General features: G+C 64.7%; 19 protein-coding genes. 9 read left to right on the top strand and 10 right to left on the bottom strand.

The window, feature by feature from the left end; genetic code table 11:
- Positions 1-110: 110 nt before the first annotated feature.
- The 3 genes from BN1233_RS15010 to BN1233_RS15000 all read right to left on the bottom strand — a co-directional run bounded on the left by BN1233_RS15010 (position 111) and on the right by BN1233_RS15000 (position 3216).
- The gene (locus BN1233_RS15010; RefSeq protein WP_046864348.1) at positions 111-1259 is read right to left on the bottom strand and encodes a M20 aminoacylase family protein; all 1149 of its coding nucleotides are present in this window, start codon (positions 1257-1259) and stop codon (positions 111-113) included.
- A 107-nt stretch (positions 1260-1366) separates the two neighbouring features.
- Complete coding sequence (locus BN1233_RS15005; protein WP_048709224.1) at positions 1367-2035, bottom strand: TetR/AcrR family transcriptional regulator; 669 nt, start codon at positions 2033-2035, stop codon at positions 1367-1369.
- 2 nt (positions 2036-2037) lie between these two features.
- Positions 2038-3216, bottom strand: a complete 1179-nt coding sequence (locus BN1233_RS15000; protein ID WP_046864347.1) for an acyl-CoA dehydrogenase family protein — start codon at positions 3214-3216, stop codon at positions 2038-2040.
- A 165-nt stretch (positions 3217-3381) separates the two neighbouring features.
- Between BN1233_RS15000 and BN1233_RS14995 the strand changes: the two genes are divergently transcribed.
- The 3 genes from BN1233_RS14995 (at position 3382) to BN1233_RS14985 (ending at position 7741) form a co-directional block, all read left to right on the top strand.
- Positions 3382-4983 carry a carboxyl transferase domain-containing protein gene (locus BN1233_RS14995; protein ID WP_046864593.1) on the top strand — a complete coding sequence of 534 codons (1602 nt, stop codon included), beginning with the start codon at positions 3382-3384 and terminating at the stop codon, positions 4981-4983.
- Positions 4984-4988: 5 nt separating this feature from the next.
- A complete protein-coding gene (locus BN1233_RS14990) occupies positions 4989-6980 on the top strand; it encodes an acetyl/propionyl/methylcrotonyl-CoA carboxylase subunit alpha (protein WP_046864346.1) in 1992 nt (663 codons plus the stop codon).
- 239 nt (positions 6981-7219) lie between these two features.
- Positions 7220-7741, top strand: a complete 522-nt coding sequence (locus BN1233_RS14985; protein ID WP_046864345.1) for a superoxide dismutase family protein — start codon at positions 7220-7222, stop codon at positions 7739-7741.
- 140 nt (positions 7742-7881) lie between these two features.
- On the opposite strand, the gene BN1233_RS14980 is transcribed toward BN1233_RS14985, so the two are convergent.
- The 6 genes from BN1233_RS14980 to BN1233_RS14955 form a co-directional block, all read right to left on the bottom strand.
- Positions 7882-8229, bottom strand: coding sequence for a DUF6496 domain-containing protein (locus tag BN1233_RS14980; RefSeq protein WP_046864344.1), 348 nt, complete (start codon positions 8227-8229; stop codon positions 7882-7884).
- 74 nt (positions 8230-8303) lie between these two features.
- A complete protein-coding gene (locus BN1233_RS14975; RefSeq protein WP_187144296.1) occupies positions 8304-8951 on the bottom strand; it encodes a dioxygenase family protein in 648 nt (215 codons plus the stop codon).
- A gap of 105 nt (positions 8952-9056) precedes the next feature.
- Positions 9057-10124, bottom strand: coding sequence for an ABC transporter ATP-binding protein (locus tag BN1233_RS14970; RefSeq protein WP_046864592.1), 1068 nt, complete (start codon positions 10122-10124; stop codon positions 9057-9059).
- Positions 10125-10138: 14 nt separating this feature from the next.
- Entirely contained in the window at positions 10139-12331 is a 2193-nt protein-coding gene (locus BN1233_RS14965) for an ABC transporter permease (protein WP_046864342.1), read from the bottom strand.
- Positions 12332-12353: 22 nt separating this feature from the next.
- Positions 12354-13403: an ABC transporter substrate-binding protein gene (locus BN1233_RS14960; RefSeq protein WP_187144295.1), complete on the bottom strand. Its 1050-nt coding sequence runs from the start codon at positions 13401-13403 to the stop codon at positions 12354-12356.
- A 108-nt stretch (positions 13404-13511) separates the two neighbouring features.
- Positions 13512-14312, bottom strand: coding sequence for an inositol monophosphatase family protein (locus BN1233_RS14955; protein ID WP_244889831.1), 801 nt, complete (start codon positions 14310-14312; stop codon positions 13512-13514).
- Positions 14313-14427: 115 nt separating this feature from the next.
- Between BN1233_RS14955 and BN1233_RS14950 the strand changes: the two genes are divergently transcribed.
- Positions 14428-15258, top strand: a complete 831-nt coding sequence (locus BN1233_RS14950; RefSeq protein WP_046864340.1) for a MurR/RpiR family transcriptional regulator — start codon at positions 14428-14430, stop codon at positions 15256-15258.
- 281 nt (positions 15259-15539) lie between these two features.
- Here the strand turns inward: BN1233_RS14950 and iolG are convergent, their stop codons facing one another.
- Positions 15540-16544: an inositol 2-dehydrogenase gene (gene iolG, locus BN1233_RS14945; protein ID WP_197094598.1), complete on the bottom strand. Its 1005-nt coding sequence runs from the start codon at positions 16542-16544 to the stop codon at positions 15540-15542.
- 177 nt (positions 16545-16721) lie between these two features.
- On the opposite strand from iolG, the gene BN1233_RS14940 reads away from it, so the two are divergent.
- From BN1233_RS14940 to iolB, 5 genes are read left to right on the top strand one after another with little or no spacing between them, the layout of a single operon-like run.
- Positions 16722-17537, top strand: a complete 816-nt coding sequence (locus BN1233_RS14940) for an SDR family oxidoreductase (protein WP_197094601.1) — start codon at positions 16722-16724, stop codon at positions 17535-17537.
- Positions 17538-17558: 21 nt separating this feature from the next.
- The gene (locus tag BN1233_RS14935) at positions 17559-19472 is read left to right on the top strand and encodes a bifunctional 5-dehydro-2-deoxygluconokinase/5-dehydro-2-deoxyphosphogluconate aldolase (protein WP_046864338.1); all 1914 of its coding nucleotides are present in this window, start codon (positions 17559-17561) and stop codon (positions 19470-19472) included.
- A gap of 56 nt (positions 19473-19528) precedes the next feature.
- Positions 19529-21355 (top strand): 3D-(3,5/4)-trihydroxycyclohexane-1,2-dione acylhydrolase (decyclizing), encoded by a 1827-nt coding sequence (gene iolD / locus BN1233_RS14930; protein ID WP_082145484.1) that lies wholly within the window; start codon positions 19529-19531, stop codon positions 21353-21355.
- Between the two features lie 4 nt (positions 21356-21359).
- Positions 21360-22244, top strand: a complete 885-nt coding sequence (gene iolE, locus BN1233_RS14925) for a myo-inosose-2 dehydratase (RefSeq protein WP_046864337.1) — start codon at positions 21360-21362, stop codon at positions 22242-22244.
- Positions 22245-22255: 11 nt separating this feature from the next.
- The gene (gene iolB / locus BN1233_RS14920; protein WP_046864336.1) at positions 22256-23053 is read left to right on the top strand and encodes a 5-deoxy-glucuronate isomerase; all 798 of its coding nucleotides are present in this window, start codon (positions 22256-22258) and stop codon (positions 23051-23053) included.
- Positions 23054-23147 lie beyond the last annotated feature (94 nt).

Genomic DNA, 23147 nt, shown 5'->3' with positions numbered 1-23147 from the left:
ACAAGGGGAGAGGTGAAGTTTGCCTCTCCCTTGAGGGGAGGTCGACGCCCGAAGGGCGGCGGGTGAGGGTGGCTGCGCCGGCGCAAGAAGTCGCCACTCCCGAAAAATACTCAAGCAACCGCAAGCTTCGTCTCGACCACGCTTCTCCACAGATCGACACCGAGCGGAATGATCTCGTCGTTGAAATCGAAATACGGCGAATGGAGGCCCGGATCGGAGCCAGTGCGACCGCTGCCGAGCCAGAGATAACATCCGGGCCGGGCTTCCAGCATGAACGAGAAATCCTCCGCGGCCATACTCGGCGCTACATCTTCGACCCTGATCCCATCCTGGGCGCTCGCGACCGAGCGAATGAACGCGGCCTCGACAGGATCGTTGATCGTCGGCGGATAGCGCCGCTCGTAACGGATCGTCGCCTTGCATCCGAAACCATCGGCGACTGAGTTCGCGAGAGCCATGAGGCGGGTTTCGATGAGATCACCAACGGCATTGTCGAACCAGCGCGTGGTGCCTCTGAGAGTGCAGCTCGCCGGAATGACGTTCCATGCATCGCCCGCGTGAATCTGCGTGATCGATACGACGGCAGGCTCCAAGGGGGATACGTTCCGGCTGACGACCGTCTGCAGGGAGGCTCCCAGTTCACACGCGGCCACGATCGGATCGACTCCCTCGTGCGGCATCGCTCCGTGGGATCCCCTGCCCTCAATCACGATCTCGAAGATGCCGAGGGCCGCCATCATGGCGGTGTCGCGGGCGACACAGGACCCTACGGGCAGGGACGGCCAGTTATGAAGACCATAGACGGCATCGCAGGGGAAGGACTTGAACAGCCCATCCTCGACCATGCGCCACCCGCCACCCTCGCTCTCCTCGGCCGGCTGGAAGATGAAATGAACCGTCCCGTCGAACTGCCCCGATTCCGCGCAGGCCCGGGCGGCCGCCAGGAGCATCGTGACATGGCCGTCGTGACCGCAGGCATGCATCTTTCCCGGATGCAGAGACTTGTAGGGAGCGGCGCCGAGTTCCTCGATCGGCAGTGCATCCATGTCGGCCCTGATGCCGATCGACCGGGCGGAACTGCCCCGCGTCAAAGTTCCGACCACACCGGTGCCGGCAAGCCCGGTGGAAACCTTCAAGCCGAAGGAAGCCAGCATGCGCGCGACAAAGTCCGCGGTCCGATGCTCTTCGAATGCGAGTTCAGGGTGGCGATGCAGATCACGCCGCCAGGCAACGGCCTCTTCGATTTCGTCAGCTTTCATCGTTCGATCTCGTCATGCGCATGAGAGTGAAGTCCGTATCCAAGGAGTGGAGTAAGCCTAATCCGGCGATGGGTGGGTTGCCATCGGGGGAACACCTGAGGAGCCCCTCACCGGTGGGCCCCAGGGCGGCCGGGAACGAGAGCTCCTCTCGCGAAGATGTCGAAGAACACGGCTGCGATCTCGCGCGGGGAGCGGGCCTCGGCGTCATACCACTCAAGGGACCAGTTCAGGGTGCCGAGGATCGCAAGACGCAGAAGCGTGTGGTCCGTCTCCGGCCGGATGTGACCCGAGGATGCGAGTTCGTCGAGGAGGGATTTCCAGACTCCGTCATATCCGGCACGTGCCTTCGCCGCTGCCTTCCGCACCTCAGCCGGAACGTAGCCATAGATCCGGATGTGGGCCGAGGTGAAGTCGCTCGCCTCGAGGAGGGCCGAAAGATGGGTATCGATCGCACATCTGAGACGGTCCGGCGGTTTTACCGAGCGTGGGAGCGCCGTGAGCGCGCCGGTGACCGCGTCGGAGACGACGCGGATACCTTCATTCATGACCTCGGTTGCGATCTCTTCCTTCGAGGCGAAGTGATAATAGATGCTGCCAGCCTTGATGCCGACCACGGCTGCAATGTCACGCAAGCTGGTTTCCGCATAGCCGCGTTCGCGAAACAGCCTTGCAGCGGCGGCGAGAATGAGCGCGTGCGCATTATCCGGTCGCCCTCGATCGGAACTCCCCCCGGCCTCCTCATTTGCCGCGCGCTTCGCGGCCCGATCCGTCGCCATGCTCACAGGCGCTTCGCGACCTCTTCCAGCATGACCTCGGTCGCTCCGCCTCCGATCGCCTGCACGCGGGCATCCCGTGCCATGCGCTCGATGGCGCTGCCTCGCATGAAGCCCATGCCGCCATGGAACTGCACGCAGGCATACATCACCTCGTTGACGAGCTCGCCGCAATAAGCCTTCACCATGGAGACTTCGCGCGTGGCATCCTCGCCCTGCCCCACCCTCCAGGCGGTTGCAAAGACGAGCTGGCGTCCGGCTTCCACCTTCGCGGCGAGCATCGCGAGCTTCTGGCGGATTGCCTGCTTGTCCCAGAGCGTCGCGCCGAACGCCTTGCGCGTGCGCACCCAGTCGAGCGTGAGATCGATGGCTGCCTGCGCCTCGCCCATCGCCATTGCGCCGAGCACGACCCGCTCATTCTGGAAGTTCTGCATGATGGCGTAGAAGCCGCGCCCCTCCCCACCGAGCACGGCCTCGGCCGGAACGCGGCAATCCTCGAAGACGAGCTCCGCCGTATCGGATGAGCGCCATCCGTGCTTGTCGAGTGCACGCCCGACGCGAAATCCGGGCGTGCCGTTCTCGACCAGGAACATCGTCACGCCCCGGCTCGCCGGCCCTGAGAGATCGGTCTTGGCCGCGACGCAGTAGAGATCCGCATGGACCCCGTTCGTGATGAAGAGCTTCGTACCGTTGAGGACGAAGCTGTCGCCCTCGCGCCGCGCGGTCGTGCGGATGCTCTTTACATCGGAACCAGCCTCCGGCTCTGTGATGGCGACGGCGGTGATGACCGAACCGGACACGATGCCCGGCATCCAGCGATCCCGTTGCGCTTTCGTCCCCGCATTCCAGACATGGACCGACGCCATGTCGGTGTGGACGAGAGCCGTGATGGCAGCGCCGCTATAGGTCGAGCGTCCGAGTTCCTCCGCGAGAACGACGGTCGCGAGCACGTCCATGCCGGATCCGCCGTACTCCTCCGGATAGCGGATCCCGAAAAACCCGAGTTGCCCCATCCGCCGCAGCACGTCGCGCGGAACGCACCCCTCCTCCTCCCAGCGATCGCCGTTCGGCTTGATCTCCTCGTCGACGAAACGCCTGACCTGGTCACGGAGCAACTCGTGCTCGGGCGTGAACCAGGGTGAGGCTCGCCCACTCTCGTGGCGGGTCTGTGCGCTGGCTGCCATGATACCTCTCTTGGCAATCCGCTGCGGCGGCTCCTGCAGGGGCGTTGCGGGTCCCCGCCGCTGCCGGTCGGATGATCAATGTTCGTTCGACTTGACCTAACAGACGTTAGGTAGTCAAAGTCAGCCGGTCAATATGCTCTCTCACTCGAGACTGCGGTGCCTTCCGTGAACCCGTTTCCGTCCAGGGTCGACGCTACGAGCCCAGCCTTCACAGCCAACCTGTCCGCTTGGTCCTCCCTGACCGAAACTCTTCGGGCGCGCCTGGGCGGGGCTCTGGCGGGCGGCGGCGCGGCTCTCGTCGAGCGGCACCGGCAGCGGGGCAAGATCCCCGTCCGTGACAGGATCGACCTGCTCCTCGATACCGGCAGCCCGTTCCTCGAACTCTCCCCGCTTGCTGCCTATGGCCTCTATAGCGGAGACGTGGCTGCCGCCGGAATCGTGACCGGCATCGGTCTCGTGGAGAACGTGCCCTGCATGATCATCGCGAACGATGCCACGGTGAAGGGCGGATCGTTCTTTGCCGAGACCGTGCGCAAGCATCTCCGATCCCAGGAGATCGCTGAAGAGCACCGGCTCCCCTGCCTCTATCTCGTCGATTGCGGCGGGGCTTTCCTGCCAGAGCAGGACCGCGTCTTTCCCGATCGCGACCATTTCGGAGGCACCTTTTACAACCAGTGCCGGATGTCGGCGGCGGGCATCCCGCAGATCTCGGTGGTCTTCGGCGGGGCCACGGCCGGCGGCGCCTATATTCCGGCGCTCTCCGATGAAGTCGTGATGGTGCGCGGGACCGGTCGAATCCATCTCGGCGGACCGCCGATCGTCAAAGCCGCGATCAATGAGGTCGTGGATGGCGAGACGCTCGGCGGCGCCGACATGCACACGACGGTCTCCGGAGTTTCGGATCACGCCGCGGCCGACGAACGCGCGGCGATCGCCAAGTTGCGGGAGATCGTGTCCGCCTTCGGGGATCTGCGTCGGATCACGCCGCCACCTTTTGCTCCGGCGCCGCCGCGACACGATCCCGCCGAACTCGCCGGCATCGTTCCGACCGATCTCAAGCAGCCCTACGATGTCCGGGAGGTCATCGCCCGCCTCGTCGATGACAGCGCCTTCCACGAGTTCAAGCCGGATTACGGTGCAACGCTCGTCTGTGTCTTCGCACGGATTCACGGCCACCCAGTCGCGATTCTCGCCAACAATGGCGTCCTCTTCTCGGAATCCGCGCTCAAGGGCGCGCATTTCATCGAGCTCGCCGACCAGCGACATATTCCGCTCGTTTTCCTGCAGAACATCACGGGCTTCATGGTCGGCACGGAGGCCGAGCGAGGCGGGATCGCCAAGCACTCCGCCAAGCTCGTCTATGCCGTATCCAACGCCCGGGTCCCGAAATACACGATCCTCATCGGGGGCTCCTACGGCGCGGGCAATTACGGCATGTGCGGGCGCGGGTTCAGGCCGCGATTTCTGTTCTCCTGGCCGAATGCGCGCATCGCGACCATGAGCCCCGAAATCGCCGCAGGCGTCGTGACGGATCTGCGGCGCCAGAGCATCAGCCGCGGCAAGGCCGACGAGGCTGACATAGCTGCAATCGATGCGCGCACCCGCGCCCAGTTCGAGGAACAGAGCGATCCGTACTACGCGACGGCGCGCTTGTGGGACGACGGCATCATCGAGCCCGCGCAGACCCGCGACGTCCTCGGGCTTTGCCTGGCGTTGGCGGCAGGCGAGGAGCGGGATTCCAACCCACGTCCCGTCTACCGGATGTAGCCACGATGATCCGCAGCATTTTGATCGCCAATCGCGGCGAGATCGCGCGCCGCATCATCCGGACCTGCCGACGCCTCGGCATCCGCACCATTGCCGTATTCTCGGATGCCGATCGGCATGCACCGTTCGTGCGGGAGGCTGACGGCTCCGTTCACATCGGGCCGGCGCCCGCGCGTGACAGCTATCTGCGTATCGATAAGATTATCGAAGCGGCTCTCCAGAGCCGGGCCGACGCCATCCATCCCGGCTACGGCTTCCTTTCGGAGAACTCAGGTTTCGCGAGCGCTTGCGAAGAAGCTGGACTCGTCTTCATCGGGCCACCAGCAGATGTGATCGCGGCCATGGGTTCGAAGATCGAGGCGAAGCGTCTCGCACGGCGAGCCGACGTTCCGACGATCCCGGGCTTCGATGGTGATGACGGTCGCGACTCCACGCTCATCGCAGCAGGTAAGGAGGTCGGCTTTCCTCTTCTCATCAAAGCGTCGGCGGGCGGTGGCGGGAAAGGAATGCGCATCGTCGAAGATGCCGATACGATGGCGCGCGACATCGAAGCCGCGCGACGCGAGGCCCTTGCCGCCTTCGGTAGCGATCGCCTCCTCCTCGAACGTTTGATCCGCGATGCACGGCACGTGGAAGTGCAGGTCGCAGCGGACCACCACGGAAACGTGGTGCATCTCTTCGAGCGCGATTGCTCCGTTCAGCGCAACAACCAGAAGATCCTCGAGGAAGCGCCTGCCCCCAATCTCGCCGACGACATCCGTGCCCGTCTCCTTGCGGATTCCGTGCGCCTCGCGAAAGCGATCGGCTATTGCAATCTCGGCACGATGGAATTCCTGCTCGACGGAGCGACAGGCGAGCATTTCTTCCTGGAAATGAACACCCGGCTTCAGGTCGAGCATCCCGTGACCGAGATGATCACCGGACTCGATCTCGTTGAGTTGCAGATCCGGATCGCCTCTGGCGAGATGCTTCCCTTCCGGCAGGCCGACTTGCGGATCAATGGTCATGCGATCGAGGCGCGCCTCACCGCCGAGCGACCGGAAGCCGGCTATCTTCCGGCGACCGGACGGATCATTGCGTGGCGGGAGCCCAGCGCCATCCGAATCGATTCGGCGGTCGAGACCAGGTCGGAGGTCACGGTCCATTACGATTCCATGATCGCGAAGGTGATCGCGCATGGCCGGACAAGGGACGAGGCGCGCCACGGGCTCCTGTCGGCGCTCGACGAGATGGTCGTGCTCGGAATTGCGACCAACCGGGCCTTCCTCGAGAGTATCGTGGACGACGAGCCTTTCGCTTCGGGCCGATCGCGCACCAGAAGCCTGGCGGATTGCTTCCCAGGCGGATGGACCCGTCCCTCCCTCCCACCGAAACGGGCTGAGGACATCGCAGCGGCACTCTGGTGCTGGACGGAATTGGAGCAGCGGACATCCACAACGCCAACGCCGTGGTCGAGCCTTCACGGCTTCCGTCTCCTCGGGAGTGCCGGCCGTCCGGCGGTCCGGGAAGTGCCGGTAGAGATCGAGGGCGAGCAACGAGCTGCGCAGATTACGATTTCAGGTGACGCACTCACCCCCGTCGCGGACGAGGCGGGCCCCATCAGGATCCGGCGCGAGGAGAACCTGCTTCGCTTCGCATGGGAGGGTGGGGCCGAGCAAGGGATCGCGGTGGTCGATGGAAACCAGGTCTGGGTCCGCATCGGCGCGGTGGAATACAGCGCCGCCATCCGAAATCACACCCGGTCTCGGAGCGAAACGGCCGCGGGCGGATCCGACGCAATCCTCGCACCGATGCCGGGCATCGTCGCCGAAGTGAAGGTTCGTCCCGGCCAACCGATCAGAGCCGGCGAAGTGCTGATCGTGCTCGAATCGATGAAGCTGTTCCTCCCCGTGACTGCGCCGCGTGACGGCGAAATTGCCACCGTTCACACTGCATCCGGGCAAACGGTACCGGCCGGAATGCTCCTCGTTGCGCTCGCACCCGATACAGGTGAGTGATCGCTCGCGCGAAGTCCCGTGCGCCGAAAAGGATATCGCCAACGCGCCGCTTCGGCATTATCTGCTACGCTGCACGCGGAAGTGGTGTCTCGCGAGAGCACGTCCTGCCGCAGACTGTCCGCCACGGAACCGCCGCCAATGATCGACATTAGGCGTAGGCTCCCGCGAGCGGCGAATCACCGGGCGTCCGCGCCCCGATCACGTCGACGGAAGCTGCCCTGCAGAAGAAGGAGAGATACATGAGGAGAATGATGCTCTGTGCGGCGGGCCTGCTCGCACTCACGGTGCCAGCCGCCGCGCAGTCACCGGAAAAGGCCCACGCCACCTTCATCGATGCCAAGGGCCAGCAGATCGGCCGCGCGACGCTGACGGAGACGGCCGGAGGCGTTCTGATCAACGTGGAGATTTCCGGATTGCCGCCCGGAGAGCACGGTTTTCACATCCACCAGATTGGGAAATGCGACCCGAACACCAACTTCGATTCGGCCGGCAGCCACTTCTCGCTCACCGACCAGAAGCACGGCTACAATTCCGACGGCGATCCCCATGTCGGCGACATGCCCAACCAGTTCGTCGGACCAGACGGCAAGTTGCGCGCCCACGTCATCAACCCGAGCGTGACGCTCGATGACGAGGAAGGCGGATTGTTCGACCAGGACGGATCGGCCCTCGTCGTCCACGCCAACCCGGACGACTACCACTCGCAGCCCGCGGGCCAGGCAGGCGCACGCATCGCCTGCGCCGTGATCGAGAAGGGTTGACCTCCAGACGCTGCGCTGTCTGGATTGCTTCACTTCGTTCGCAATGACGGGGAAGGCGTGAGCGCCGGACTCACCCCGTCATTGCGAGCCGGAGGCGAAGCAATCCAGAATCCTGGCGCCAAACGCCCGTGAGCACACGCTCACCGGTGCAACGCCTGCTCCAGTTTGGCCTTGCTCATCTTCGACCGGCCCGGAATGTCGCGCCGCCGGGCCTCCGCATAGAGTTCGGTGCGGGTCTTCCCGCCCTCGCTGCGCGCCTTGGCCGTCTCGCCGCGGCGTTCCTTCGCCTTCGTCTTGCGCAGCGCCTTCTGCTTTTCGCTCCGGCTCTGATGCTCCGAGGCACCGGCCTCGCGCAGGGCGATCGCCATCGCCTGCTTCGGATTCTTCACTTTCGGTCCGGTGCCGCGCATCCTGAGTTCGCCATGCTTGAACTCGTGCATGACGCGACCGACGGTTTCCTTCTGGGCCCTCGATTGCTGCTTCGCCATGTCAAAGCTCCTCGGTTGGTCTGAACCAACGTCTTGAAGGAGCACATGTTTCGATTCTGCTCGTGGCGCCCCGCTTACCCGGCCAGAACAATGTCGAAGGTGCCTGCGAGCGCACCGTTCTCGATCCCGCTCGCCTCGGTGAGCCTCACCGTGACGGCCGCGCGCTGGCGCGGATCACGCAGGCTCGCATAGAGCCCGTCCCGCTCGTTCAGCGGCTCGCCGGCTACATACATCTGCGTGGCGAGAACGGGCCGATCCGGCGCCCGCACGGCGAAATGGATGTGCGGCGTCCGTCCCGGATAGGCGACGGGACGGATCGTACGGAACCGATAGGCACCGTCGCCACCGGTCGTCGTCCGCCCGTATCCCTGGAAGGCGGTATCGCGCGGGCGCGTACCGCGGTCTGCGCGGTGGAGATACCGTCCATGTGCATCGCACTGCCAGATCTCGACCTGCGCGCCGGGAACCGGTTGCCCTCGTAAATCGAGGACATGCCCCATGACGTGGGTGATCGTTCCTTCGGCGCGGGCCTCGGCGCCCCGCAGCAGGACGAGGTCGTTGTCGACGTCGGACGGGAACTGGTCCGGATAGAAGGGCCCGGGCGTCTGGGCGGGCGTGACGACGAGCGTCCGGCTTTGCGCGCGAACGGTCGCCGGGAGGATCAGGGTCGAGGCGATGGCAAGGCTGCCGAGGAGCACCTCCCGCCGGCCTGACACGGGCATGGAATGATCTTGCATACGCCTCATTCCTCCATCAGGCGCGCAATCCTTGGCGGAAGCAAGGCACTCCCGATCCGGCCGCTCCCTGCAACTGACCTCGCGCGTCGCTCAGGCCGGAATGATCGTGACGTCCCGCTCTGCGAAGCTCAGCCAGACTTCCGTACCGGGGCTCACCGGCTGCCGCTCGGCCCGGTCGATCACGAACAAATCGCCCATCCGGCTCGCAACCGTGTATTCGATGTGCTTGCCGAGATACGCAGCCTTTGCGATGCGCGCTTCGATGGCTGCGCGCGCAGGACGGGTGCGGTGGATCATGACCGCATCGGGGCGGACGGCGAGCTTGATCGAGCCGGACACCGCACCGCGGCGTGGGAGCTCCAGTTCGAGCTGGCCGAAGCGCGCGAGGGCGCGATCACCCCGCTCCTCCAGGAGCTCGGCATCGACGAGATTCGCATCGCCGATGAAGTCCGCCACGAACAGGCTCGCGGGCTCTTCGTAGAGCTCGCGCGGCGTGCCGGTCTGTGCGATCCGTGCATTCGACATGACGATGATCCGGTCGGAGACCGCAAGCGCCTCCTCCTGATCATGCGTGACATAAGCGACCGTCAGATTGAGGTTCTGCTGCAGTTCCCGGATATCGTCGCGCACGCGGCGCCGGAGCTTGGCGTCGAGGTTGGACAGCGGCTCGTCGAAGAGAAGCACCTGCGGTTCCAGCACGAGGGCTCGCGCCACGGCCACGCGCTGCTGCTGACCTCCCGAGAGTTCGGAGGGCGAGCGGTTCTCGAGCCCCTGCAACCCGACGAGTTCGAGCTTCTCGAGCGCAAGTTCGCGGGCCTGGCGTTTGGGCAAGCCCTGCACGGTCGGGCCGTACGCGACGTTCTCGATCACGCTCATATGCGGGAAGAGCGCATAGGATTGAAATACCATGCTCACGTCCCGCTCGGAGGCGGACAGGTTCGTGACGTCATGGCCACCGATCGCGATCGTTCCGGACGTCGCCATCTCGAGCCCCGCGATCAGACGCAGGGTCGTGGTCTTTCCGCAACCTGACGGCCCGAGCAGGGTGACGAGCGTGCCCGGCTCGATCGTGAAGGATACGTCGTCGACGGCCGTCACGGCGCCATAGCGCTTCGTGACGGATCGGAATTCGACGGAGGCCGGACCGCGCTTGTTCATCTTCGTTCGCATCCTCAGCGCGTCGCAACGGCGGGAGCCGGCGTCGGTATCGTCCTCGTTTCGGCGCGACGCCCGAGCCGGCGCTCGCCGACGAGCCCCTGAAAAATGAGAATCGTGACCAGCATCACGGCGATCAGAACCGTCGAATAGGCGATGGCGAGGCCGAACTCGCCGGCCTCCACGCGCCCGACGATATAGGTCGTCGCCATGTTGTACTCCGCAGAGACCAGGAAGATCACGGCGCTCACCCCCGTGATGGCGCGCACGAAGCTGTAGACGAGCGCCGCGACGATGGCCGGCCGCAGCAATGGCATGATGACCCGGCGGACCGTCGCGAAGGAGCGCGCGCCCAAGGTCAGAGAGGCCTCGTCGAGACTCTTGTCGATCTGGCTCATAGTGGCGATGCCGGAGCGCACGGCGACCGGCATGTTCCGGAACACGAAGGAGATGATGAGGATGAGACCCGTTCCGGTGATCTCGACGGGCGGCACGTTGAAAGCGAGAATGTAGCTGATGCCGACGACGGTTCCGGGAATCGCGAAGCTCAGCATCGTGCCGAACTCGAAGGCGCGCCGGCCCATGAAATTCTGGCGCGTCAGCAGATAAGCTGTGAGAAGCCCGACGAGTGCCGTGAGAGGCGCCGCCAGGAGCGCAACCTCCATGGTGGTGAACAGGGAGTTCCAGGCGCTTCCGGAGAAGAAGAGCCCGCGCGGCGTCTGCTCGATGCGGAACCCGGTTGTGAAATGCTCGAGCGTCAGCGTGTAGTCGTAGCCCATGGTTTTCACGAAGCTCGCGAACACGATGATGATGTAGATCGCGAACGTGAAGATCGCCCAGGGAATGGCCGTCGCGAAGCAGAGCCAGGCGACCGGCCTGGGAAGCGGGGGTGTCACTCCGGCATCGCCCTTGCCGGTGACCGTCGTGTAGACGCGCTTGCCGAGCCAGGCATATTGCAGCCAGAACGCTCCGAGCGTGAAGGCGAGGAGGATGAGAGAGAGGACGGCTGCTCGTCCCTGGTCGTGCGCCGCTCCGACAACTGCGAAAAAGATCTTCGTCGACAGCACCTCGTAGTTTCCGCCGAGCACGAGCGGGTTTCCGAAATCGGCCATGCTTTCGATGAACCCGAGCAGAAACGCATTGGCGAGGCCCGGTCGCATGAGCGGCAGCGTCACCGTGCGAAAGGTCGTCCAGCTCTTCGCCCGAAGGGTCTGCGAAGCTTCTTCGAGCGACGGGCTGATGCCCTGCACGACGCCGATCAGCACGAGAAAGGCGATTGGCGTGAATGCGAGAAGTTGCGCGATCAGAATGCCGGGGAGGCCGTAGATCCAGCGGCTGCGCGGAATGCCGAACGTCTCGAAGAGAAAGGCCGATACCGCGCCGGAGCGCCCGAACAGCAGGATCAGAGCCAGGCCGATCACGAAAGGCGGCGTGATGATCGGGAGCACCGTCAGTACGCGGAGCACGCCCTTGAAGCGAAAAGCCGTCCGGGTCGCAATCAGTGCGAAGGCCAGGCCGAGAAGCGTCGTCCCGCCAGCCACGAGCAAGGCCAGGAAAAGCGTGTTCCAGGCGACGCCGCAGTTGAGGTTCGAGGTCAGGCAGTCCAGTCCCCAGATAGACGGGTCGAACAGCTTCCCGACAAAAACCGAAAGAGATGTGTGCCCCGCATCATCCTCGACGGCGCTCGTCAGGATGCGGAGCACGGGATAGAACACGAACAGCGTGATCAGCGAGACCACGAGTGCGATCGCGCCGACCACGAAGGCGTCGCCGCGACACCATCCGAGCCCGGCGAGCCCGTAGGACAGCATCATCAGGAGAGCGAGCGCGGTGAGGGCCGCGCCGAGGCCGATTCCGGCCTGCGAAGGCCCCGGCGCTCCGAAAAGCGCATCGAGGTTGGGAAACGCCCAACCGTTCAGGCCGATCGCGAAGGCCTGGAGGATCAGCAGGCCCAATCCGGCGCCGCCGCTGATGACGAGCCACCGGGCCGCATTCTCGCGGCGGGCCGTCGGGAGGAGAGCCGAGCTCGCCACAACAAGGGCCAGACCGATCGGCAGGAGCCACATTGCCTGGCCGGTTGCGAGAAGGGCCAGCGCGCTTTCCGCATGGCCAACGCCCGCCGGCCAGGGCCATGAGCCTGTCTCGTACCAGGGCAGCAGCGCGAATCCGGCCCAGCCCGCAACGAGCCAGGCCCCGGCACTCTTCCTCATCAACCCGAACCCGGTGAAGAGGCTATTTCGGCAGGCTCTTCACCTCGCGATCCCATTTGGCGAGCAGACGACGGCGCTCGTCCACCGAACCGTATTTCTCGAAGTCGTAGTTGATCAGCTTGATCTCGGAGAGCTTCGGGGCCTCCGGCGGTATCGGCGTGTTCTTGTTCGACGGCACTTGGAACTGCTTGGTCTCCGCACCGAGCACCTGGGCGGCCGGAGTCAGCGCCCAATCGTAGAACTTCTTGGCGCTCTCGGGATTCCTGGCTCCCTTGATGATCGACATCGACCCGATCTCGTAGCCGGTACCCTCGCAAGGCGCGACCGTCTTCACGTCGGGGTTCTCGATCGCCATGGTGATCATGTCGTGCATGAACACGATGCCGATCGCCGTCTCGCCGAGACTGACGGCTTTCGCCGGAGCCGCGCCCGATTTCGTGTATTGGTTCACGTTCTTGTGGAGGCTCTTGAGGTATTCGAACCCCTTGTCCTCACCCATGATCTGCACGATCGTCGCGAGAAGCGTGTAGGCTGTCCCGGACGAATTCGGGTCTGCGACTTGCACCTCGTCCCGGAATTTCGGATCGAGGAGGTCCGCCCAGCATTTCGGCTCCGGCAAGTTGCGGGATTTCAGGATTTTGGCGTTGTAGCCGAAGCCGAGCGCACCGGAGTAGATGCCGACGGTACGTCCCTTCGCCTGCTCCCATTGCCGGACGGCCCAATCCTGCAGCTCGCCGAGCATCGGAGACTTGTATTCGACCGTCAGGCCCTCCTGGGCAGCGGTGACGTGCGGATCGCCCGTGCCGCCCCACCAGATATCACCGCGCGGATTCGCCGATTCCGCCTTTACCTGCGCGTAGATCTCGCCCGAGCTCTTGCGGGTCATCGCGACCTTGATCCCGGTCTCGCGCTCGAAGGCGCTCGAGGCGGCACGGCACCAGGGCTCGTTCACGGCGCAGTAAAGGACGAGAGAATCCTCGGCCGTGGCCGGCGACGGAGCGCCGAGTGTCGCGAGGGCGAGGCTCACAATTCCCGCGACCTGCAGGCCGGATTGTTTCATGGACTTTTTCATGCGTTCCTCCCGTTTTTGTTGTACCGGCCATCCTCTCAAACCGTTGGCCTGGGTCAACGCCGAATTGGCGCCGATCGGTGGATCGCGTGCCGCGAGAGGGCGGGTGCGCTACTCGATTCCGGTCAGCGACACGAGTACATCCCTGAGCTCCAGCGTGCAGCCGAGGATCTCCGATCCTTCCGTCAGGCCGGAATCGGCCAGAAAATCGTTCGTCCAGCCCCCGGCCTCCTGGATCAGGATGATACCGGCGAGCGCATCCCACGAATTCATGTGCAGCTCGCAATAGCCGTCGATCCGGCCGGCCGCGACATAGGCGAGGCCGAGGGCGCCGGACCCGCCACGCCGCACGCCGGCCCCGCTCTCCGTCAGCTTTGCGAGAAGTGCGACGTAGCGATCGAGCGGAAGCCGCGTCGACCAGCCGGCCTCGATGCTCGATGAGCGGATGTCGCCGATGCCGCTGACCCGCATCGGCCTTCCGTCCAGGGTGGCGCCGCAGCCTTTGCTCGCCGCGAACAGCTCGTCCATCATCGAGTCGTAGATCACGCCGACTTCGACGCGGCCCTCTGCCACGAAGGCGATCGAGACGCAGAACTGCGGGATGCCCCGGACGAAATTCGCCGTTCCGTCGATCGGATCGACGACCCACACGGGTCCGGAGAAACTGCCGCCGCCCTCCTCTCCGTAGAACGAATCCGCGGGAAAGAGCTCTGCAAACCGGTCCCGGATCAGTTGCTCGACTTCGCTGTCGATCGCGGAGAGATAGTCCTGGTGTCCCTTGAACCCGATCTGCAGGGCTTCCGGGCGGCGCTCGAAGTGACGGCGTGCCAGTGCGCCGGATTCGCGGGCGACCGCGCAGGCCACGTGCAGCCGCATCTCGATTGCGCCCGGGGCCATGGCCGACACTGGCACTCCTCTTTCCCGATCACCGCTGCCACGGAACATTCCAGCCTTTACTTGAGCACCTGGAACATTCATTCCATTTCCCCGGAAGACGTGTCAAGGACGGCCACACGCGGAGCACAAGATGAACGAGGCACAGGATCTTCCGCCCCGCGCCTTCGAGGAGTTCAAGAGCCTCGTCCTCGGCCGACGCAACGATCTGCCGGCGCGGCTGATCCAGGTTGCGGAATATGCCGTAACGCATCCCGACGAAGTCGCCTTCGGGACCGTCGCGAGCATCGCGGAAGCCGCCGAGGTGCAACCGTCCACGCTCGTGCGTTTCGCCAAGGCGCTCGGCTATAGCGGTTTTTCAGACCTGCAATCCGTGTTTCGCAATCGCTTGCGGGAACGCTGGCCCGAATACCGGGAGCGCCTGACCCATCTGCGTGAAACCGAAGGCGAGCACGGAGTTGCGCTCCTAATGACGCGCTTCAGCGAAGCTGCCCTCGTCTCGCTGACCCGACTTCGCGAAACGGTGCCGCCCGAAAGCCTCGATCGCGCGGCAGAGATTCTCGCAGCCGCCGACACGATCTATCTCCTCGGCCTGCGCCGCGCGTTCCCTGTCGCCGTCTATCTCTCCTATGCCCTGAGCAAGCTCGATCAGCGCTGCATCCTCGTCGATCAGATCGGCGGGCTCGCGGGCGAGCAGATCGCAGGGGCCCGTGCGGGCGATGCCCTGGTCGCCGTGAGCTTCACGCCCTACATGCCGGCAACGGTGGAACTCGCGAATGCGCATGCCGGAAAAGGGCTGCCCGTGATCGCAATCACGGACTCGCCCTTCTCGCCCCTCGCGAGCGCTGCCACCGTGCGCCTCGATGTGGTGGAAGCGGATGTGAGCGGATTCCGTTCACTGGCGGGAACGTTCTGCCTCGCGACGACACTGGCAGTCGCGACGGGTGAACGGCGAGCAGGATGAGACTGAAGCGGATGATTTCGCGTGCACAGCATCACTCGGTGCATCGCGAGATGTTGTGCATCGACAAGTGATGCGACATGCACGATCAATCGATATGATAGTCTTTCGATAATTCGGCGAACATCGTGTTTCCCCCTCACCCCCGCGCTTCGCGCGCGGCCTCTCCCTCCGGGGGATAGGCGAAGCAGCGGTGGCGCGCGCATCACCTCTCCCTTGACGGGAGAGGTCGCCCCGAAGGGGCGGGTGAGGGTGGCGGCGCCACGTCTGCAAGCATAGCGCCATCAAGCACCAATGCGCACGGCCTCGCCGGACTGCGCCGAGCGCGTTGCGGCGTCTGCGAGAGCCTGCGCTCGCAATCCGTCCTCGCCCGACGGAGCGAGAGGCTTCCTGTCGAGAACGCCCGTGACAAAGGTCTCGAGTTCGTTTCGGTAAGCCTGTGCATAGCGCTCCAGAAAGAATGGCAAGGCGGGATCGCTCGCGTAGCCGTGTTCGCCAGCGAAAGTCACGGTCGTGGCGTGCTGATTGCCGGCGGCGAGCAGGCCGGCGCTGCCATGGACCTCCACGCGTTGGTCGTAGCCGTAGGTGGCGCGGCGCGAATTCGAAATCTGGGCAATCTTTCCGGACGCTGTCTTGAGGAGCACGGCGGCCGTATCGACATCGCCGGCCTGCCCGATTCCGGGATCGACGAGGCAGGCGCCGACCGCGTGGACCTCGACGGGCTCTTCCCCCAGGAGGAACCGAGCCATGTCGAAATCATGAATCATCATGTCCCGGAACAGGCCGCCGGAACGCGCTACATAGTCGAGCGGCGGCGGTGACGGATCCCGCGACAGGATGGTGACGAGCTCGACGCGCCCGATCTCACCGCCATCGATGCGCTGCTTCAAGGCCGCAAAGCTCGGATCGAAACGCCGGTTGAACCCGACCATGAGTCGTGCCCCGGCCTCGCGCACGACGTCGAGACAGGCGCGGGTGCGGGCCGCATCGAGGCTCACCGGCTTCTCGCAGAAGATCGCCTTGCCGGCGCAGGCGGCTCGCTCGATCAGGTCGGCATGGGTATCCGTCGGCGTCCCGATCAGGACGGCGTCGATATCGGTCGCCTCAATGATCGCGTCCAGGTCACGAACACCTGCTCCCGTGACCTGCGCGAGGCTTCGGGCCGCCTCCTCGCTCGCATCCGCAATGGCGACAAGACGCGCACGCGGATGAGCCGATACATTGCCGCCGTGGATGCGGCCGATGCGACCCGCCCCGAGCAGGCCGATCCGCAACACTCCCGCACTCATCCGCCCCTCCGAGGTGAACCCGATCATGGCTAGAGGATCGGGTCAGGCCTTACAAGAATTTTTGGTCCAACTTGACCCTGAAATGGAACTGTCATTTCATTCTGATTGGCCGAGAGCAGACTGCCGGTTATCCGGCGGTGGGCCGGGAGAGCAAAGGTGACCGATCCTAACCGCGCCTTGTCGCTCGACGGGAAGATTGCCGTTGTCACGGGTGGAACGCAGGGGCTCGGCGAGGCCGTGGCACACCTGTTCGCTGCCCGCGGCGTAAAGGGTCTCGTCATCTGCGGGCGTAACGACGAGCGCGGGCGCGCCGTTGCCAATGACCTCTCGACACGCGGCTGCCGCACCGAATTCGTTCGCGCGGATCTTGCCCATATCGAGGACACCCGCGCCGTCGTCGCCGTGGCCGACCGTGTCTTCGGGCGCGTCGACGCTCTTGTGAACGCTGCCGGAATGACGGATCGCGGGACCATCTTCGACACGACGCCCGAACTCTTCGACCGCATGTTTGCTGTGAATGTCCGCGCACCCTTCTTCCTCATGCAGGAGGCCGCGAAGATCATGCGACGGGAGCGCATAGAGGGTGCGATGGTCAACATCCTATCGATGTCGGCCCATGGCGGCCAGCCGTTCATCTCGGCCTATTGCGGCTCGAAAGGTGCGCTCGCAACCCTCACGAAGAACGCCGCCTATAGCCTGCTGCCGTGGCGTATCCGGGTGAACGGGTTGAACATCGGCTGGATGGCGTCTCCAGGGGAGGACCGCATCATGCGCTTCTATCATGGCGCGGAGGACGGCTGGCTCGAACGCGCAGCAGCCGAGCAGCCCTTCGGGCGGCTGCTCGACCCCACAGAGGTTGCGCGGGCCTGCGCCTTCCTGTGCAGCAGCGAGTCCGGCCTGATGACTGGAGCCATCATCGATTTCGATCAGTCTGTGGTCGGCTGCTACGACTCGGCCCCGCATCCTCCACGTCCGGGCGACGCTGCGGCGTGAGGCCATCGGGAACTGCTCGACATGAACACACCCGACCTCGATGTCATATCCATCGGGCGCTCGTCCGTCGATCTCTACGGACAGCAGATCGGCGGGCGTCTCGAGGACATGGCGACTTTCGCGAAATCCGTCGGCGGCTGTCCGACGAACATCGCGATCGGTGCGGCCCGGCTCGGCCTACGGAGCGCCGTCATCACCGGTGTCGGCGACGAGCATATGGGTCGATTCATCGTCGAGCAGCTTGAACGCGAGGGCGTATGTACCAACGGCGTCAAGGTCGATCCTGCGCGCCTGACGGCGCTCGTGATCCTCGGCGTGCGCAGCGACACGAGCTTCCCGCTCATCTTCTATCGCGAGAACTGCGCCGATATGGGCCTCACCGAAGCCGATATCGATGAGGCGTTCATCGCACGCGCTCGCGCGATTGTCGTCACGGGAACGCATTTCTCGACACCGAGTGTCGATGCTATGAGCCGCAAGGCAATGTGCATCGCGCGCGCACTCGGGCGCAAGGTCGTGCTCGATGTCGACTACCGACCGAACCTCTGGGGGCTCGCCGGCCATGGTGCGGGAGAGGACCGCTATATCCGCTCCGAGGAAGTCAGCGCTCGATTGCAAACCCTTCTCCCGGATCTCGACCTCATAGTTGGGACCGAGGAGGAGTTGCACATCGCGGGCGGCTCGCAGGACACCCTCGAATCCCTGCGCACAATTCGTCGGCTGAGCGCGGCGACGATCGTCTGCAAGCGTGGCCCGATGGGCTGCGTTGTCTTCCCCGGCACGATTCCCGAACGGCTGGTGGACGGGATTAGCGGACCTGGCTTCCCGGTCGAAGTCTATAACGTGCTCGGGGCCGGCGATGCCTTCATGGCCGGCTTCCTGCGCGGATGGCTGCGCGGCGAGCCGCTGGAGCAGGCCTGCACCTATGCCAATGCCTGCGGGGCTTTCGCGGTCTCACGGCTCCTCTGTTCACCGGAATATCCGACCTGGACGGAGTTGCAGCACTTCCTGCATTATGGCAGCGCCACGCCCGCCCTGCGGCACGACGAAACGCTTTCCCACTTGCATTGGGTCACGACACGGCAAGAAACTCCGCTCTCGTTGCGGGCCCTCGCCATCGATCACCGCATCCAGCTCGAAGCATTGGCTGATCGCGTCGGAGCGCCGCGCGAGCGGATTGGCACATTGAAGCGCCTCGCGGTACGCGCTGCCGCCGAAGTCGCGCAGGGCCGAGACGGTTTCGGCCTTCTGCTCGACGGCGAGTATGGGCGTGAGGCCCTCTTCGACGCGGCTGGCGAAAACTTCTGGATCGGCCGCCCCATCGAGGTCCCGGGCTCGCGTCCCCTCGCCTTCGTCGCGCATGATCTCGGATCGCATCTCGTGGAGTGGCCGCTGGCGCAGACCGTAAAATGTCTCTGCTTCTACCATCCGGACGATCCCGCCGATCTCCGGGAGCGGCAGGATGCAGCGCTACTCGCGCTGCATGAGGCCTGCCGCACGACGGGTCGCGAGCTGTTGATCGAGATCATCGCGGGGAAGCACGGAGAGCTGAGGGAGCGAACCGTCGCCGACGTCCTGGCGCATCTCTACGATCTCGGAATCAGGCCCGACTGGTGGAAGCTCGAGCCGCAGAACGATGCCGCCGCGTGGCGGGCGATCGAGGAGGTGATCGCTGCCCGCGATCCCCATTGCCGTGGCGTGGTCATGCTGGGTCTCGAGGCGCCGGAAGAGGAGCTCGCCCAGGCCTTCGAATCGGCCGCGGAATCCCCGATCGTCCGGGGATTCGCGATCGGTCGCACGATCTTCGGCGATGTCGCAGAATCATGGCTCGCCGGGCGAATGACCGACGACGATATCGTGGCCGAGATGGCCGGGAGATTCCGCCGCTTCGTCGAGGCATGGGATCGTGCCATGGCTCTGAGGCCGGCGGCCTGACGAAAGTCGATTGTGAGAACGACGGGAGGACGATCGTGCAGAGAAGCCGTCTCACCATGGCGCAGGCGCTCGTGCGCTTCCTCGCGGCACAGCACACAGAACTGGACCGCGCCGAAGTACCTCTCCTCGCCGGTGTCTGGGCGATTTTCGGGCATGGCAATGTTGCGGCCCTGGGTGAGGCACTGTCGGCAGCACGCGATTCGCTGCCCACGTTCCGGGCCCACAACGAGCAGGCCATGGCCCATGCGGCCATCGCCTTCGCGAAGGCGTCCCGCCGACGCCGCATGATGGCCTGCACGACTTCGATCGGGCCCGGCGCGACCAACATGGTCACGGCCGCAGCTGTGGCTCACGTCAATCGCCTGCCGGTGCTGCTTCTGCCCGGCGATGTTTTCGCCAACCGGCGTCCCGATCCCGTACTGCAGCAGGTCGAGGATTTCGGCGACGGGACGGTTTCGGCCAATGACTGCTTCCGCCCCGTGTCGCGTTACTTCGACCGGATCACCCGGCCCGAGCAGATCCTGAACGCCCTGCCGCGCGCGCTGCAGGTTCTGACCGATCCCGCGGAATGTGGCCCCGTCACGCTCGGCCTGTGTCAGGACGTGCAGGCCGAGGCCTTCGATTATCCAGAGAGCTTCTTCGAGAAGCGGGTCTGGCGCTGCCGCCGCATTCGCCCCGACGATGCCGAACTGCATGCCGCAGCGGAGCGGCTGACGCAAGCCAGGACGCCGCTCATCATTGCCGGCGGCGGCGTGCACTATTCCGGAGCAACGGATGCCCTGTGCGCATTTGCGGAGCGGCACGGCATTCCCGTCGCCGAGACACAGGCCGGAAAGAGTGCCCTTCCTCACGACCACCCGCTCAATCTCGGCAGCATCGGCGTCACGGGAACGAGCGCCGCGAATGTCATCGCGACGGAGGCGGACGTCGTGCTCGCCATTGGCACGCGCCTGCAGGACTTCACGACGGGATCCTGGGCGCTGTTCCGCAACGCCGCGCGACAAATCATCGGTCTCAACACGCAGCCCTTCGATGCCGGCAAGCACCGCGCCCTGCCGCTCGTGGCCGATGCGCGCGCCGGGCTCGAGGAGCTGTCGCAGAAGCTGAGCTCCTGGCGTGCACCGGAGACGTTGCGACAACAAGCCAGGGATGAGAAGAGCCGCTGGACGGAGGCGGTCGACAAGGCGACCGCGAGCACCAACGCTGCCCTGCCCTCCGATGCCCAAGTGATCGGTGCCGTGCAGCGATTCGCATCGCCGAGCGATATCGTAGTCTCTGCCGCCGGCGGGCTGCCCGGCGAATTGCACAAGCTCTGGCAAGCCTCGATGCCGGGCGGCTACCATCTCGAGTACGGCTATTCGTGCATGGGATACGAGATCGCCGGCGGCATCGGGGTGAAAATGGCTTGCCCGGACCGCGAGGTGATCGTCATGGTCGGAGATGGCTCGTATCTCATGATGAACTCGGAGATCGCCACCTCCATCCTGCTCGGGACCAGACTGACGATCGTCGTGCTCGACAATCGCGGCTTCGGCTGCATCAACCGCCTGCAACGCGCCACAGGTGGCGAGAGCTTCAACAATCTCTTCGAGCACACGGACCATGCGGCCCTGCCCGACATTGATTTCGTGGCGCATGCTTCGAGTCTCGGGGCCCAGGCCGAGAAGGCAAGGAGCGTGGCCGAACTCGAGGAAGCGCTGGCGCGTGCTCGCAGCGCCGATCGTACCAGCGTAATCGTGATCGAGACCGATCCGCTGATAGCAACGGAGGCAGGCGGCCATTGGTGGGATGTCGCCGTGCCGGAGGTCTCCACGCGCGAGGCCGTGCGCGACGCTCGTGCACATTACGAGACTGCATTGCAGCAGCAGCGGCTAGGAGATTGAGTACATGACCGTGAGGATCGGAGCCAACCCGATCGGGTGGTCGAATGACGATCTGCGCGAGCTCGGCGGAGCGACACCGCTCGAGACCTGTCTCGCAGAGGCCCGGGAGGCCGGCTTCGAGGGCATGGAGCTAGGGCACAAGTTTCCGCGAGAGCCCGATGCGCTGCGGGCCGTGCTGGCTCGTTTCGACCTCGATCTCGTTTCGGGCTGGTATTCCGCCGAGCTCCTTAGCCGGTCGGCCCAGGACGAACTCGCGGCGATGCGCCCGCATCTCGATCTCCTGAAATCTTTGGGCTGTTTCGTGCTCGTCTTCGCCGAGACCTCGAACGCCATTCACGGCAATCGCTCAACGCCTCTGTCCAAGCGGACCGTCTTGAAGCCGGACGAGTGGCGCCGGTTCGGCGAGCGCATGACGGAGGTTGCCGATGCAAGCCTCGCGGAAGGTGTGCGGCTCGTCTACCATCACCATATGGGCACGGTCGTGCAGAGCGAAGCCGACATCGATGCGCTCATGAGCACGACAGGACCATCGGTGCATCTCCTCCTCGATACCGGCCATGCAACCTTCGCGGGCGGCGATCCCGTGGCACTGGCACGGCGCTACCGCGACCGGATCAGCCATTTTCACGCGAAGGACGTGCGCCCGAGCGTGATGGAGCGAGCCCGTCGCGAGGATCTCTCGTTCCTCGATGCCGTGATCGCGGGCGTTTTCACGGTGCCCGGCGATGGCTGCGTGGACTATCCGGCCGTGCTGCAAGAACTTCCTGGGTATCGAGGCTGGGCCGTCGTCGAAGCCGAGCAGGACCCCGACAAGGCTCATCCGCTCACTTATGCAAGAATGGGCTACGCGAATTTGCGGCGCTATCTCGCGGATGCCGGCCTGTTGTGAGGTGATCGGATATGTCGAAACTTCTCGTTCGTCCATCGGGACAAAAGGGGCAGGTCCATCACATCACCCCGGAGGGCGCCGGATGGACCTATGTGGGATTCGATGTCCATGTCCTGAGCCCAGGCGAGACCGTGGCGGAGAGCACGGGCGCTCGTGAGGTCTGCCTCGTCGTGATCAGCGGGAAGGCGAGGATCGAGACGGGAGACAAGGATTTCGGTGCAGTCGGCGAGCGGATGACACCGTTCGAGGGAAAGCCCTGGTCAGTCTATGTCCCGGCCGGCCGGGACTGGCGCGTGACGGCTCTGACTGATCTCGAGGTCGCGATCTGCTCCGCGCCCGGCGAGGGCAGCTTTGCACCTCGCCTGATCGGCCCTGACGACGTCACGAGCGAAACGCGCGGCACGGGCACGAATACGCGGCATGTCGCGAACATCCTGCCCGAGACCGCACCGGCCCACAGCCTGCTCGTCGTCGAAGTTATCACGCCGGCGGGGCACTGGTCGTCCTACCCGCCGCACAAGCACGACCGCGATGCACTGCCCGACGAGTCTGCCTTGGAGGAGACGTACTATCACCGGATCGACCCGCCGCAGGGCTACGCTCTTCACCGGATCTACACGGATGACCGGTCCCTCGACGAGACGCTCGTCATCGAGGACCGATCCGTATCCCTCGTTCCCCGCGGCTATCATCCCGTCGGGGCGGCGCACGGATACAGGCTCTATTACTTGAACGTCATGGCCGGTCCGAAACGCACTTGGCGCTTCCACAATGACCCAGCGCATGAATGGCTGATGGCGGCTGGATGACCGCCTGATGGAATCGCGGCGCCACGCTGTCGTTGCGCCCACACCGTCATTGCAAACCGTAGGTGAAGCAATTCAGGAGTCACGCGCGCCAACA

It is taken from the genome of Microvirga massiliensis (assembly GCF_001006805.1).
GTDB classification, from domain to species: domain Bacteria; phylum Pseudomonadota; class Alphaproteobacteria; order Rhizobiales; family Beijerinckiaceae; genus Microvirga; species Microvirga massiliensis.
Note: the sequence above shows the minus strand (reverse complement) of the source record. Positions and strands in the feature narration are given on the sequence as shown.

Excerpts from the sequence above, each read along its gene's own strand:
- BN1233_RS15010 (WP_046864348.1), bottom strand. The coding sequence starts at position 1,259 with ATGAAAGCTGACGAAATCGAAGAGGCCGTTGCCTGGCGGCGTGATCTG.
- BN1233_RS15005 (WP_048709224.1), bottom strand. The coding sequence starts at position 2,035 with ATGGCGACGGATCGGGCCGCGAAGCGCGCGGCAAATGAGGAGGCCGGG.
- BN1233_RS15000 (WP_046864347.1), bottom strand. The coding sequence starts at position 3,216 with ATGGCAGCCAGCGCACAGACCCGCCACGAGAGTGGGCGAGCCTCACCC.
- BN1233_RS14990 (WP_046864346.1), top strand. The coding sequence starts at position 4,989 with ATGATCCGCAGCATTTTGATCGCCAATCGCGGCGAGATCGCGCGCCGC.
- BN1233_RS14985 (WP_046864345.1), top strand. The coding sequence starts at position 7,220 with ATGAGGAGAATGATGCTCTGTGCGGCGGGCCTGCTCGCACTCACGGTG.
- BN1233_RS14980 (WP_046864344.1), bottom strand. The coding sequence starts at position 8,229 with ATGGCGAAGCAGCAATCGAGGGCCCAGAAGGAAACCGTCGGTCGCGTC.
- BN1233_RS14975 (WP_187144296.1), bottom strand. The coding sequence starts at position 8,951 with ATGCCCGTGTCAGGCCGGCGGGAGGTGCTCCTCGGCAGCCTTGCCATC.
- BN1233_RS14970 (WP_046864592.1), bottom strand. The coding sequence starts at position 10,124 with ATGAACAAGCGCGGTCCGGCCTCCGTCGAATTCCGATCCGTCACGAAG.
- BN1233_RS14965 (WP_046864342.1), bottom strand. The coding sequence starts at position 12,331 with ATGAGGAAGAGTGCCGGGGCCTGGCTCGTTGCGGGCTGGGCCGGATTC.
- BN1233_RS14960 (WP_187144295.1), bottom strand. The coding sequence starts at position 13,403 with ATGAAAAAGTCCATGAAACAATCCGGCCTGCAGGTCGCGGGAATTGTG.
- BN1233_RS14950 (WP_046864340.1), top strand. The coding sequence starts at position 14,428 with ATGAACGAGGCACAGGATCTTCCGCCCCGCGCCTTCGAGGAGTTCAAG.
- iolG (WP_197094598.1), bottom strand. The coding sequence starts at position 16,544 with ATGAGTGCGGGAGTGTTGCGGATCGGCCTGCTCGGGGCGGGTCGCATC.
- BN1233_RS14935 (WP_046864338.1), top strand. The coding sequence starts at position 17,559 with ATGAACACACCCGACCTCGATGTCATATCCATCGGGCGCTCGTCCGTC.
- iolD (WP_082145484.1), top strand. The coding sequence starts at position 19,529 with ATGGCGCAGGCGCTCGTGCGCTTCCTCGCGGCACAGCACACAGAACTG.
- iolE (WP_046864337.1), top strand. The coding sequence starts at position 21,360 with ATGACCGTGAGGATCGGAGCCAACCCGATCGGGTGGTCGAATGACGAT.
- iolB (WP_046864336.1), top strand. The coding sequence starts at position 22,256 with ATGTCGAAACTTCTCGTTCGTCCATCGGGACAAAAGGGGCAGGTCCAT.